This is a genomic window from Neobacillus drentensis, assembly GCF_036965425.1.
Classification (GTDB): domain Bacteria; phylum Bacillota; class Bacilli; order Bacillales; family Cytobacillaceae; genus Neobacillus; species Neobacillus drentensis_F.
In genome coordinates this window covers 13,783-26,934 of record NZ_JBALPP010000047.1, presented here as the reverse complement: position 1 = coordinate 26,934, position 13,152 = coordinate 13,783, and the positions used below count along the sequence as shown (strand labels likewise).

Annotated in this window: 11 protein-coding genes; all 11 read right to left on the bottom strand. The window is 43.9% G+C overall.

Annotation, left to right across the window (positions count from 1 at the left end; genetic code table 11):
- Positions 1–208: 208 nt before the first annotated feature.
- Entirely contained in the window at positions 209–1,222 is a 1,014-nt protein-coding gene (locus V7161_RS13130) for a LacI family DNA-binding transcriptional regulator (RefSeq protein ID WP_335445563.1), read from the bottom strand.
- A 53-nt stretch (positions 1,223–1,275) separates the two neighbouring features.
- The gene (locus V7161_RS13125) at positions 1,276–2,310 is read right to left on the bottom strand and encodes an ADP-ribosylglycohydrolase family protein (protein WP_335445562.1); all 1,035 of its coding nucleotides are present in this window, start codon (positions 2,308–2,310) and stop codon (positions 1,276–1,278) included.
- Entirely contained in the window at positions 2,303–3,301 is a 999-nt protein-coding gene (locus V7161_RS13120) for an ADP-ribosylglycohydrolase family protein (RefSeq protein ID WP_335445561.1), read from the bottom strand. Before V7161_RS13120 ends, V7161_RS13125 begins: the two co-directional genes overlap by 8 nt.
- A gap of 484 nt (positions 3,302–3,785) precedes the next feature.
- Positions 3,786–5,897 (bottom strand): ADP-ribosylglycohydrolase family protein, encoded by a 2,112-nt coding sequence (locus V7161_RS13115; protein WP_335445560.1) that lies wholly within the window; start codon positions 5,895–5,897, stop codon positions 3,786–3,788.
- Positions 5,898–5,981: 84 nt separating this feature from the next.
- Positions 5,982–7,136, bottom strand: a complete 1,155-nt coding sequence (locus tag V7161_RS13110; protein WP_335445559.1) for an ADP-ribosylglycohydrolase family protein — start codon at positions 7,134–7,136, stop codon at positions 5,982–5,984.
- Positions 7,137–7,149: 13 nt separating this feature from the next.
- Positions 7,150–8,613 carry an extracellular solute-binding protein gene (locus V7161_RS13105; protein ID WP_335445558.1) on the bottom strand — a complete coding sequence of 488 codons (1,464 nt, stop codon included), beginning with the start codon at positions 8,611–8,613 and terminating at the stop codon, positions 7,150–7,152.
- Between the two features lie 58 nt (positions 8,614–8,671).
- Positions 8,672–9,550 (bottom strand): carbohydrate ABC transporter permease, encoded by an 879-nt coding sequence (locus V7161_RS13100; protein ID WP_335445557.1) that lies wholly within the window; start codon positions 9,548–9,550, stop codon positions 8,672–8,674.
- Positions 9,551–9,565: 15 nt separating this feature from the next.
- Positions 9,566–10,468, bottom strand: coding sequence for an ABC transporter permease (locus tag V7161_RS13095; protein WP_335445556.1), 903 nt, complete (start codon positions 10,466–10,468; stop codon positions 9,566–9,568).
- On the bottom strand, positions 10,443–11,363 hold the full coding sequence (gene rbsK / locus V7161_RS13090; RefSeq protein ID WP_335445555.1) for a ribokinase: 921 nt from the start codon (positions 11,361–11,363) through the stop codon (positions 10,443–10,445). Before rbsK ends, V7161_RS13095 begins: the two co-directional genes overlap by 26 nt.
- Before the next feature lie 13 nt (positions 11,364–11,376).
- Complete coding sequence (locus V7161_RS13085) at positions 11,377–11,688, bottom strand: DUF4387 domain-containing protein (protein WP_335445554.1); 312 nt, start codon at positions 11,686–11,688, stop codon at positions 11,377–11,379.
- Positions 11,689–13,047 carry an acyclic terpene utilization AtuA family protein gene (locus V7161_RS13080; RefSeq protein WP_335445553.1) on the bottom strand — a complete coding sequence of 453 codons (1,359 nt, stop codon included), beginning with the start codon at positions 13,045–13,047 and terminating at the stop codon, positions 11,689–11,691. It lies immediately after the preceding gene.
- Between the last annotated feature and the right edge of the window lie 105 nt (positions 13,048–13,152).

The window sequence follows — 13,152 nt, the reverse complement described above, 5'->3', positions numbered from 1 at the left end:
CTCGGGCATTAGGAGCCCTCCCTATTTACCGTTGGATCGAATTTTTCCTCCGCTCGGGCATTAGGAGCCCTCCCTAATTACCGTTGGATCGAATTTTTCTTCCGCTCGGGCATTAGGAACCCTTATTAATTACCGTTGTACCGGAATTCTCCCCCGCTCGGGAATTAAGAGCCCTATTACATAAAAAAATAGCTATCCAAATAGATAGCTATCTTCTTATAAATCCCAGCGTAGATTCTCTTTTGATCAACCGGACATCCAAATCATATTGATTGGTATCCTGCGTGTTTTCAATAAAATGAATTAATTTATTCGTGGCTGCCACACCAATATTATAAATCGGCTGGTTGATGGTACTTAGTTCCGGTTCCACCATCTCCGTAATCTTGATACCGTCAAACCCGATTAGAGCGATATCGACAGGAACCTGGATCTTTAGGATTTTCAATGCCTTAAGCGATCCAATTGCCATCATATCGTTCCCTAGAAAAATTCCATCAATATCCGGATGCTCTTCCAGCATTCGCTGCGTTAATTGTTTGCCGGCTTCCATGGAAAAATCACCTTGAAAAACAATTGGGCTTTGATTCGGGAAGTATTTCGAAATCGTATCTTTATAACCCCTAATTCGGTCGATCGAAGGCGAAAAGGACCCAGGACCACTGATATGAGCAATTTTCTGGCAGCCAATCTCAATCAGGTGTTCAACCGCCATGACAGCTCCTTTATAATTATCAACACCAATCGAGTCATTCGACTGAAAATCAGCGGCACGATCAACTTTCACAAATGGTATCTTTAATTTTTCTATACCTTTGAGGACTTCTTCATTGAAATCGAACGATGCCAGAATAAAACCATCTATATACCTGCTTTGGAAATCCTTCCAAAAACGAGGATCCTTCAAATCTGCATCATGGGAATTCACCAATATTAAATTGTAACCTTTTAATTTGGCAAACTCTTCAATCGCAATCACAAGTTCCGGGAAAAATGGGTTTGTAATATCAGGAATAATCAGGGCAATGGTATTGGATTTCTGCTTCGCAAGACCTCTGGCAATCTCATTCGGTTGATAATCAAGCCTCTTCATGACCTCTTGGATTTTCTGCTCGGTTTCCTGACTGATATAGCTAATGTTATTAATTAATCTTGATACGGTTGCAACCGAAACCCCGGCTTCTTTTGCAACATCACGAATGGTCACTTTTTTCTTAGTCACGACTTTTCTCCTCAACCAACGGCCTTGTTTCCTTCATTATAATTTTTTTCATGTTATCCTTCAATCAAACTTTTAACGGTTCCAGAAATGGTATGGCCTTTTAAATGCGGGATACTGAACCCTTTCAACGTATCCAATGTATCGAGCCATGTCGCCGGTATTTTTTCCATTCCTTGAACGGCTCCGGACAGGGCTCCCACCATAGCCGGCATGCTGTCTGCCTGTTTCGGAAGCATGAGGGATAGCTGGATCCCTTTTTCGAAATCACCTTCCGTTGCGGTAAAAATCGCATAGGCAGCCGCCAGCGTCTCGGGAGCTATATTGCCATAATTATAGATAGAATTCACGATTTGTTGGTTCCAAAGGGGCACAGCCGCAAAACCATTGCCGCCCACCGATTCTAAAATCGAAAATGCCTGATCGATCTTTCTTCTTAACCATGTGTTCTCGGGAACATACTTTAATCCTTCTTCCACAATCTCGGCTGCGGATGCGCCTTCGATGGCAACCGAAATGCTGGCCGCCATTGCCTTTGCTGCGTACACTCCATCTGCCGCATTGGTAATCGAAGCCATTTTTTCAGCAATCATCGCCGCTTTTTCAGGCTGGCCATGGAATTTAAGCCCAATTGGAACAGCCCTTGCAACCGCTCCATCGTCAAAATGATGGGGATTATCATTCCCGGATGCAGGCCAGCTCAAGCCTTTTTTGATATTATCAATGGACGCCCGTTCGCTGATGCCGCTCCAGATCTCCGCTTCATGATCAACAACAAGCTTTTTCCACTGTTCGAAAAATTCCGCTTCACTATAATCTTGACAATTGATTAACGTTAACGCCGAAATGATGGCAAACTCAGTATCATCCGTCCCGGAAAAATCTAGTATTCTTTCATCCATGGCATGCGTAAACGGCAGGGAAAACTTATTGATTCGATATTCATCTGTCTGCTTGCTAAAATCCCAAAGCCGGTTTCTTCGTCTGGTCGGGAGGACAGAAGTTCGATGATACATGGCTGGAAATCCAAGTGAATCCCCTATCGCCAAGCCCATCATCGCTCCATATGCTTTATCAAAAAGATTACTCATGATTTCCCCTCCCAACAATCACATCGGTAAATTTCTCACTTAAGTCTCGGATATCAATGCCCTTCGTCTTTCTAACACAGACACCTTTAATGACATTAATTCTTCTTTTCCAATCTTCCGGGATTACTCCTGCCCCATTTAAGGCGCCTGATAATGCACCATTCATGGAGGCAATTGTATCTGAATCTCTTCCAATATTGGTCCCGCCAAGAACCGCCGGGATATATTCACCCTTCGCAGCAGCAAAAACACCATAGGCCAAAGCCGTTGCCTCCGGTGCCACATCGGCCCATGGATAATAGAAGATCGACACTTTGTTATATAATTCTTCCATCGCATCCTGGACGTTGGCATACTTCATGCCAATATTGACCGCTTCCTGAATTTTGCGATAGGACCAGGAGTCTTTTGGCAGCGCATCAAGACCATGCTGAATCGCTTTTTCCCAAGAGTCGCCTGTCATGGCATACGCCACACTTGCCGCTACCGCCTGCCCGCAATAGACACCATCGCGATCATGACTGATTCTTGCTTCTATCTCCGCTATTTTCGCGGCCTTTTCAGGATCGCCTGCAAAGTATACGCCCACAGGAGCGATCCTCATGGCTACACCATCACTCCACATTTCGTGATTGTCCATACCGGTGTAAGGAGCTTTTAGGCCTTTTCTTAAGTTGAAAATCGCATCTACTTCACTGAATCCCCCGCCTTTGAAGCCGCCTTCCTGATCGGTCAGGAACTCGGTCCATTCTTTGGTCATGTCCCTCAAGGTGAGGTTTTCTCCATATTTTAAGAGAATAAGAGAAGTCAGCATGGAATATTCGGTGTCATCCGTTCCAACAGGGTCATCGGAAACAAGGCCATCAACCCAGTTATACTTCTCCCTAATGCCTTCCATCGTCATCCCTTCAGTCGGAGCCCCCAAGGCATCCCCAACCGAAAGCCCGATCAGGCATCCATACACTCTGTCATAAACTTGGTTACGATCCATATTTGTCTCCTTTTTTTGATGAATAGGCGAGTTTTCATTTACCGTATTCATTAGTTTTGTTGGTCTTCGGGCAATGAAATGCTCTTTCATTTACCGTACTTACTAGTTTTGTTGCCTTTCGGGCAAAGAAACGCTCTTTCATTTACCGTATTCACTAGTTTTGTTGCCTTTCGGGCAATGAAACGCTCTTTCATTTACCGTATTCACTAGTTTTGTTGCCTTTCGGGCAATGAAACTCTCTTTCATTTACCGTATTCACTAGTTTTGCTTGTCTTCGGGCAATGAAATGCTCTTTCATAAAAGGAAAGGCAGCAAATGCTGCCTTATCTAATGATTGAATGGCGTTTCGCCGATTGGATGATACTATCCGCTAATTGAGGAGCGCCATCCGCTGATTGAAACGCGCTATCCGCCAATTGGACCGCATTCTACTGATTGAGTTCCGCCATCCGACAATTGCCGCCGCCGCACCCCATTAACCTGTTTACAATTCCTCCACAAAAATATCAGAAATCAACGCTTCGCCCGCTTCATTCATTGCGAACCCAAACATTCCTCTTTCGTAGCGGCTATCCTCAAATGCAACCACAGTCACATCATTAATAGCAAAGCGGATTTCCGCTCCCTCACAAACCAGTTCAAACTGGTATTCCTCATCATGCTTCCAAGCAAATGGAACCGAGATTAATTTTTCAAGACCGAAATCATTTCGAATCAGCGAAACTTGATTTTCGCCATCGAACCCAACTTGATAGTTTCGCAGGATCCCTTCAGCCCTAAATACTAAGGCATGATGCTGCCCCTTAACAGGAAGGACGGCCGCCTTCAACCTAACGTTCCTCGTATAGTAGTTACCCGTAAACGACGCACAATCCGTCGTGCTGCTCGCCTTCATTTTCCCATCCTCAAGCGACCATTGGCCTTTATGATGAGCAAATGGCGTCACGCACATAAACTCAATCGCCTGTTTGGAGAAATCAATGGAGTAACGTCCCTTTCCAGAGACATGGAATTCATCCAAATACAATTTCCCAAAGCCGCGATTATCAAGAGGAGAAGGACTTTCAATCATGATGCCAATCTCATCGATCAACGCACCATCGGTTTCAGGAACGATAAATTCAATCTCATTCCATTCCCCGTCCATAAGGACAACAGGCTCCAATAAAAGATTTTCTTTTGTAAAAGAATTCCGTACAAATGGAGTAACAATAAATTCTAAACCCCTAACCCTCTCCAAAAACACCTTCATCGAGACCGTTTGGCCGCTATAGACTTGAGGAGCAAACGTTGGTTTATATTTTTCATCATTAAATTCTTCTCTTCGATAAAATGGCTTATAGAAGACTTTCCCTTTTTCACCTTGAATCATCCGGTCAATGAAAATCTCTAAAGAACCGTCCCTCCTAAAACCATGATCCCCGTTGTGCCGCAAAAACGTTTTAAAAGGAAAATCCGTCCGGAAACCATGGGTCGAGCCTGGAAGCGTAAAATCAAAATAAATCTCTTCTTCCTTATAACTCGCGGCTAACTCAACAGGCGGCTGCTCACCCGCAAGCTTGTAGCCCAAGAGTGCCAATGACTTGGAAAAAGTAGGGATATCCAACAAATTCAAATAACCGGATACACTGGAAGTCGCAATAAAGTCATTGATTGGTTTTCGATAATGGTCCGGAATCGCACCAATCCCAGCCCATACACCGACAATCGTGCCGACATTTCCAGCATTACAATCGGTATCCCAGCCGCACATTGTCGCAATTTCAATCGTTCGGGCAAAATCCCCTGTACCATATAATAAGGAAAGGATGCAAACACCGGCATTCGGGATGATATGGCAAATGCCCGGGTACCGGTCATAGCCCCAATTCTCTTCAAGATACTGACGGCATAAACGGAAATCATCAGGATGCGCTCGGTAAAAATCGCAAACAGCCTGAACCACCTTGGCATAAGTGGAATCTTGCGGAATCTCGCTCAACCCCGCCGCAATGATTTCCTCCACAGACCCAGCCGAAAAAGCTTTCGAGATACACGCAGCCATAAAGCGGGCGCCATACAGACCGTTCCCATCATGGGAAACACTCGCTGCTTTTTCCGCATAATCGGCGGCCTTTCTTACATCATTCGGAAACAATAATCCCCAGCTGTCTATAAAAATTTGACCGCCGATTTGTTCCGCAAGGGTGAGCCCGTTTACCTCCGTCGAACCAGATTGTGGTGCAGGAATTCCCTTTTTTAAATTGTTATAGGCCGTATGCTCCGTGCTGATGCCTTCTCCGCCCCACCAGAACATGCCGATTCCATCTCTGGCATAGTTCAGCCATGCCCGGCCGACATCCTCCGCGGTAAGCTCCCGATTCTTGGCATCATCATATAATGCCCGAATGAAAAACACGGGACCGTTCGCATCATCATCAGCGGAAAAGGTTTTATAGTCTTTTAAGTAGCCCTTTATGTCACCGTACACATCTTGAATCATTTCCGGCGTCCATTCTGTCGGCTCAACAGGCGCACCCAATCGGATCCCGGCATTCATCCCTAGAAAACCGGCGTATACTTTTTCCAAATAATTAGCAGTTAACAACCCGCTCACTTCCTTTTCCTCGCAGTACTCTTCTGAGCCGTTTTAAAACGGAAGGGAATCCGAAGACCTCTGATTCCCTCCAACTCCAAATCCTTACTCTTCCAAATATCGTCTTCTTCTTTCGTTCAGCTCAAGGTCTTCCCTGATGATTTCCTTCGCCACTTCCGCAAAGGAATCCGCAGTCCCGATAAGGTCCATCTTGTTGACCGTTTGCAATTGTTGAATATCTTCATCATGAATCACAGAAGAACCATATTTCGCACCAAGAATCACACCAATCATGACCCCGATGGAATCCGTATCTCTTCCAGAATTAATCCCGTCATAGATGGATTTATAAAACTCACCGTCATTTAACACGATAAACGCCAAAGCCAACGGCAGCTCTTCAATCGAAAACAATCGGCTCGGTGTATAATGGTTGGACGGAATGCCGACCTTCTCGATTTTGCGGTGAACATCATCCTTCATTGGAGAGTACTTCGCAAGAATCGCTTGGAACACCTCAATCACCCGATCCATGTCCGCCTGCTCATCACGAAGCTGACGGGCTGCTTCCGTTAATTCGATAATCGCCTGCTTTGTGCCATCCTTGGCAAAATAAATCGCCGTCTGGACAATCTCATCAATGGTGACGTTTTCCTCAAAGGCCTTTGCCACGCAAGCAGCCAACACGCCAGCCGCTTCCAATCCATAACTGCTTTGGTGGCCCATCGCAAACAGGATCGCCTCATCATACGCTGCTTTTGGATTGCCCGCATTGACAATCCCAATAGGAGCTATATACATAGCGGCACCACAATTGATCATATTTCCAATTCCAGCTTCCCGTGGCTCACAATTGGCCAGCACATGCCGGATAAAAATATATTTCTCAGGATAAAAAAGCCGGTCAATGATCATAGCCTCTCTGCCGAATTCCGGAATATACGTTTTTTTGAAAGCAATTTCTTTCACAAATTCATTCCCGCAATCGTAGGCATCAAGGTGTCTTCTTTCCTTTAAATAAACCTGGATTAAAGCCGTGGTCATCAAGGTATCGTCAGTGACGATACCTTGCCCACGTTTTTTTCCAAGAGTGACATCAGCCGGTGCATCTTCCTTATACCATCGAGTATGGAGCGATTCGACACGGCCGTATTGCTGTTTAATTTCTTGATAGGTCAATTTTTCAACTGGTGCTCCTAAAGCATCACCTAAGGCTGTTGAAAGAAGGACCCCTCTTACTCGCTCTTGAAAAGAAACCATTTTTTAGAACCCCTTACTTAATGTTTTCGTTCGCATATTTTGTCACGTCATCGCCGCCTGCTTTTTTCCATTCCTGAACAAACTTATCAAAGTCGCTCACAGGGCGCTTACCAGTGATAATATCGGTAGAGTATTCTTTATATAGGTTTTCCATGGCATCCCAATTTGTGACGAATTTCTCTGGGATGATGAAGCTATTATCTTTTGTATAGTATTGCTGTACTGCTTGCTGTGATTGAGATGCCGGCTCGCTTAGAAGCGGAGTTTTTAATGGTGTTTCCGGCTGATAGTTGGTTGGCTCCCAATATCTTGCATACCACTCACTATAGTACTTATCCGTTAACTCGATTTTATTATCGACAACATTGTATTCCTCGCCTGCATAACCTAGACGATCAAGCATTTGTCCTTTTGGACTTGCCAGGTAATCTAATACTTTAAAGACAACATCTTTATTTTTAGACTGGGAAGAAATCGCATATCCGCGGGATTCCTTCGTAATATCTGTTGCACCGTAGCCTTGGAATTCACCTTTCGCTGCAGGAAGAACCACTAATTGTGCCTGCTTGCCATTCACTTCCGTCATTTTGCTGTTGTAAAGATCGATAACCTTACCGTTTGTACCTGTGATAACCGCTGCTTCGCCATCATAGAAGGCTTTTTCTTTTGTATCCCATTGCTTTGTTAAGTACTGAGGGTCAAGAATGCCTTCCTTATAAAGCTTTTGATAGTAAGCAAGTAATTCTTTTTGCTGCTTAGAAACTTTGTAATACTCAAATTTGCCGTCGTTCTTTAACCATGTTTGGTTAATTCCAAAAGCCATTTTAAAAATCGCATCGATTTCTGCCATGTCACCGGCAGCCGTTAAAGCATAAGCAGGCTTTTTCGCTCCGCCTGGAGGGTTAGTAACCAATTCTTTTAAAAACTTATAATAGTTGTCTGGAGTTGGGTCTGCCATTAAATCTTTAGAGCTTGCCATTTTGTCAAACCAATCTTTGCGAATGACTGGTGTTTTTTGATCTAGAGGCTTGATCCATAGTAAGTATGGATAGTTCTTTAATCTTTCTTTGTTATGCGGCTGGATAATATCTTTAATGTATTTAGATTTATCGATATATGGTGTTAAATCTTCTAATAAATCCTGCTGAGCCATTTGCTGGTCTCCGCCTTGGAAATAGATCAAGTCAGGGATATCGCCGCTTGACAGCAATAGGTTTAATTTTTCAGCATACGTACCTTGAGGAACTTCTACAAGCTTGAATTCAACATTTAAGTTCTCATCTTTCTTTAATGCTTTCGCTAATTCATCGTAATACTTAACAGAAGCAGGGTTAGACGGGGCATCATCCTTCGCTACGACACGAATGACTGTTTTACCGTCCTTGGTTTTTTTAGCAGCAGTATCTGCACTGTCCTTTGAACAGGCTGCAGTAAAAATCATTAGAACACTAAAAAGCAACAACAAAAGTTTCTTCATTTTCATTTTCCCCCTTAATTAGTGATCATCATTAATAGTTGGCATGTGCTTGAAGGTATCAGTCTTTAACACCTCCTTCAAGCGCACCTTTTGCATAATATTTAAGAATGAGCGGATATAAAATCAGCAGCGGAACAATCGAAATCATAATCGTTCCGGACTGGAGTGACGCAAAGTCCAAGTTCTTGATTTGCTCATAGGATCCAACAGCGAGCTGTCCAAGCATGGAGGAATTATCCCGCTCGACGACAAATTGTCGTAACACGACCTGCAGCGGCCATTTATTTGGAGAGGTCAGATAAATCGTTGCCCGGAAGTATTCATTCCAGTGATAAACGCCGTAAAACAATCCCAATGTTGCCAAGGCCGGCTTCGAAAGCGGCAGCATGATTCTAGTAAAGATGCGGAAATGCCCGGCCCCGTCGATGCGAGCTGCTTCAATAATGCTTTCCGGCACATCGCCAAAGAATCTCATTAAGATAAATAAATAGTAGACATTGATCGCTTTATAAAGAATCAGCGATGTATACGTGTCCAAGAGACCGAGGTTTTTGACCAATAGATATTCCGGGATCATTCCTGGTTCGAAAACCATGATGACGATCAGCATAAACATCACTAGTTTTTTCCCAACAAATTTAGTTCGAGCCAGCACATAGGCGGCCATCGCGGTCAGGAATAGATTAAGCGCTGTACCTGCAACGGTAATGAAAATCGTGTTACCCAAACTGCGCAGGATTAGCGGATTTGATAGCAAAATCTCATAGTTTAAAAAAGTGAACCCTTTCGGTAAAATATCCAGCCCCTTCAGCTCATGCACCTTCAACGGATCCGATAAGGACATCGCCAGTAAATTCAGGATCGGGATTAAGACCGAAATGGATAGCAAGAATAAAAGGGTATAAATAATCACAGATGACAAACTAAGCTTTTTCAACTCTTCACCTCCACTTTACCAAACGCCTTTTCCAGAAATTTTCTTCGAAATAAAATGGGTTCCGAGAATCAATACGACACCAATGACACCTTTAAATAAGCTGGCTGCTGTCGCATAGGCGTATTGTCCGTTCAGGATACCAATCCGGTAAACGTACGTATCTAAAATATCAATCACACTAATGACGGAATCATTGATTAAGTTGAACACCTGATCAAATCCGGCATTCATAAAGAACCCAAGATTTAAAATAAAGACGGTGACGATCGTTCCTGCAAGCTCCGGCAGCGTAATATAACGCATTTGCTGCAAGCTGGAGGCCCCATCGATCCGCGCTGCCTCATAAAGGGAAGGACTGATTTTCATAATGGCCGCTAAGTACAGAATCGAATCCCATCCGGCCGTCCGCCACATTTCTGAAAAGACTAATACCCAGCGGATATGTTCCTTACTTGTCATGAAATCCACCGATGGCATTTGGAAGAAATTCCGAATTACATTGATGCCCCCATCGGCTGGATTTAAAAAGCTGATCCAAACCCCGGCAATGACGACCCAGGAAAGGAAGTGAGGCAAATACACGACAGATTGTACATATTTTCGGAACGGGCCGACCCGCACTTCGTTAATCATCAGCGACAAGATAATCGGAATCGGAAAGATAAAAATCATCTTCATCGTACTAATGATGATGGTGTTCTTCAGGACATCAAAGAAAGCCGGGGAACTAAACAGCACCTTAAAGTGCTTTAATCCCACCCATTGATTGTCCCCAATGATCCGATAATCCTGAAAGGCCAGTTTCATCCCAATTAAGGGAACAATATTAAAGATCACGAAGTAGGCAATAGCTGGAAGAAGCATTAAATAGATGACCCAATCTTTTCGAATCCTAGATAAAGTGGTCTTTATTTTCATGTTCCTCCTCCTCTTTCAATAAAAGTTCAACCTCATGCCGGTAAGGCATCCCAGTTTGGGCTCCTTTTTTCATCACCGAAAGTCCGGCTGCAACATTCGCAAAGCGGATACTCTCTCTTAAGTTCTTTCCTTCTGCTATTCCGACCGCAAAGGCTCCTGAGAACGTATCGCCAGCACCCGTCGTATCCACTGCTTCCACCTTGATAACAGGAACATTGATAAGGGCTTGGCCGTCAAAATACGATACCCCAGCCGTCCCGCGGGTGATGATTAGTTTGTTTGAATACTTCTCCAGCAAGACTTCCATCGCATCCTCGCTGTCCAACACCATTTGATACTCGTACTCATTTGGCGTGATATACGTGATTTTCTCCAGGACGTCCTGGCGGATTTTGTGAGCCGGGGCCGGATTCACGATGATCGTTTTTTGATGGTCATAGAGAATTGGAACAATGTATTCCATCATTTCAAGCGGCGTTTCCATCTGAAACAAAATGACATCATAGTTTAATAGTTCCTCTGAAACCGTCTTAATATAGGATACATCCGTTAAATTATTGGCTCCCGGAACAACTAAAATCCGATTCTCACTATTGCACAATTCAATGAAGGCTGCTCCAGTGGTAGTTCCTTCCGCAACATTCAAGTTATTAACTGTTACCTTTTCCTTTTTCATATTTTCCAAGATGATCTTACTGTTTTCGTCATCGCCGACGGAGCCGAATAACGCCACGCTTCCTCCTAAACGAGAAGCCGCTACCGCTTGGTTCGCACCCTTTCCTCCAAGTGATAAAAAGAAACTATTTCCTAGCAGGGTTTCTCCAAGCTTCGGTAATCGGTCTGCTTCCACAAAATAATCAATATTAATACTCCCTACTACTGCAATCTTCTGCATACTCATCTCCGCCCTATTCTATTGTTATCTCCATTAATGGTGCGTGCTGCTGGGCACCGTATACATCACGATCGCCAATGCTCCCCGAGGATACCTCTCTCGCCATGGTAATTTTGATCCCCAAAGCCTGGTCAAAGAAAACAAGGTGATGAACTTGATTTTCCGTTAGATTATATAAATCACAAATTGTTTTAACATTGATTTTTCCAGAATCCTTTACTCTTTGGTACGTATCCTTTGAATCAAACAGAATATCCAAAGTCACTTCAAAGGGTCCTGAATTTTTGCTTCTTAATACTTTTGCTAGTTCAAATAAGGTTGCCATTTAATTGCCCTCCTCCAGGTATTCGATTTGGAATGGGCTTTCATCAATTTCCATCAAATGATAGATGGAGAATTCATAGACAGGTCCAAACTCGATATCACTTGGTGCAAAAGGAAAGGCTAGATTTCCTGCCGTTGATTTTCTTTTTTCATAACCAAAGTGTAGAAAAGTAGAGCGGACGGTGGCACAAATGCTGTTGGCCAGCTCCTGCGTCTTGGCAATAACCTCAAACATAACCCCAATTTCATGACCGTTAAACGGAGCATTCTCCTTTGAACCAAGCACGGCATTCATCCCGTAGTTTAGGAAATTCACTTGATAGTCTTCCGGATTGATTTCAGCATAATATTCAGCTGTCTGCTCTTTTACACGATGCTCGATTTCTTCGATATTGTCGATTAGGATCGGGTCTCTAACACCGGCGATCACAAACGTGCGATACGCCGCTTTTTTCGCTCCTTCGAGTTTAATAAAGGTTTTTTCAGATGGGATCAATCGGCTGTTGGTGACTTGAACGACACCTTCACTAATCTCTTGAAACTCGCAAGCACTCAAATCGAGAGTAAACCCAGGACCGTGTAAAATATAGGGATGTTCCTTTTCGTAAAACGTATGGGCCGCGACGCTGATCGGCGTACATTTTCTTTGTGGATTCAGCGATTGAACGGTGAAGGAATGATCTTTGATCGTTCCTAAAATACTGTCTTTGGTTGTCCCTGGCTCCGCACATAGGGCGCCGCACTCTAGTATTTTTCCTAAATGATAGGAAAGGCCGGGATCTTTCTGATGATAGATTCCAATTGCGGCAAATGGTGAGGGATCGTAGGCCCTGCCGCAAATAATAATGTCACTGCCATTCTCTAATGCTTCTAAAATCGGTTCATGTCCCATCTGGGCCACAATATTGATAGATTCATTGATTGTTTCCTCTGTCAGAGGCGGGATATTGGCCGTCAGCGGCTGAATTCGGTTACTGCGATTCGCTTCGATGATCGTCTCTTGTGAAAAATCAGCCCAAATGACCGCGATCTTCGCTTTGAGTCCGTGGTCTTTTAGTATTTCTTGAATGATTTCAATGGTCGATTCGACATGCGGCTTTGCGCCGGCTCCGCCTGCCGAGCCAATGATGATCGGGATTTTCCTGGTGACGCCGTTGGTGACGATCAACTCTAGGTCCTTTCTTAGAGCCCGTTTGCTGACGATAGATACGCCGGCCCCTAGCTTATGTGGCCCCGCATCCGTTGAGCCCGCATCCACGACAATACCGTGAATCTCTTCCTCAAAGCCCCTCATAAAGGAGCGGGCTGGAAAACCATATCCTAGCATTCCGCATGGAGATAGAATCTTAATTTCTTTCATGTTTATACCCTCTTTTTAATGGGATTGTATCGTTATATGTAACCGGTTACACATTGTGTAAAAAAATATATGAATAGATGATTGTTACGTTTGATACTATGATTA

Bases quoted from the DNA above. Each gene is read 5' to 3' on its own strand.
- V7161_RS13125 (WP_335445562.1), bottom strand. From the start codon at position 2,310: ATGAGTAATCTTTTTGATAAAGCATATGGAGCGATGATGGGCTTGGCG.
- V7161_RS13120 (WP_335445561.1), bottom strand. From the start codon at position 3,301: ATGGATCGTAACCAAGTTTATGACAGAGTGTATGGATGCCTGATCGGG.
- V7161_RS13110 (WP_335445559.1), bottom strand. From the start codon at position 7,136: ATGGTTTCTTTTCAAGAGCGAGTAAGAGGGGTCCTTCTTTCAACAGCC.
- V7161_RS13105 (WP_335445558.1), bottom strand. From the start codon at position 8,613: ATGAAGAAACTTTTGTTGTTGCTTTTTAGTGTTCTAATGATTTTTACT.
- V7161_RS13095 (WP_335445556.1), bottom strand. From the start codon at position 10,468: ATGAAAATAAAGACCACTTTATCTAGGATTCGAAAAGATTGGGTCATC.
- rbsK (WP_335445555.1), bottom strand. From the start codon at position 11,363: ATGCAGAAGATTGCAGTAGTAGGGAGTATTAATATTGATTATTTTGTG.
- V7161_RS13085 (WP_335445554.1), bottom strand. From the start codon at position 11,688: ATGGCAACCTTATTTGAACTAGCAAAAGTATTAAGAAGCAAAAATTCA.
- V7161_RS13080 (WP_335445553.1), bottom strand. From the start codon at position 13,047: ATGAAAGAAATTAAGATTCTATCTCCATGCGGAATGCTAGGATATGGT.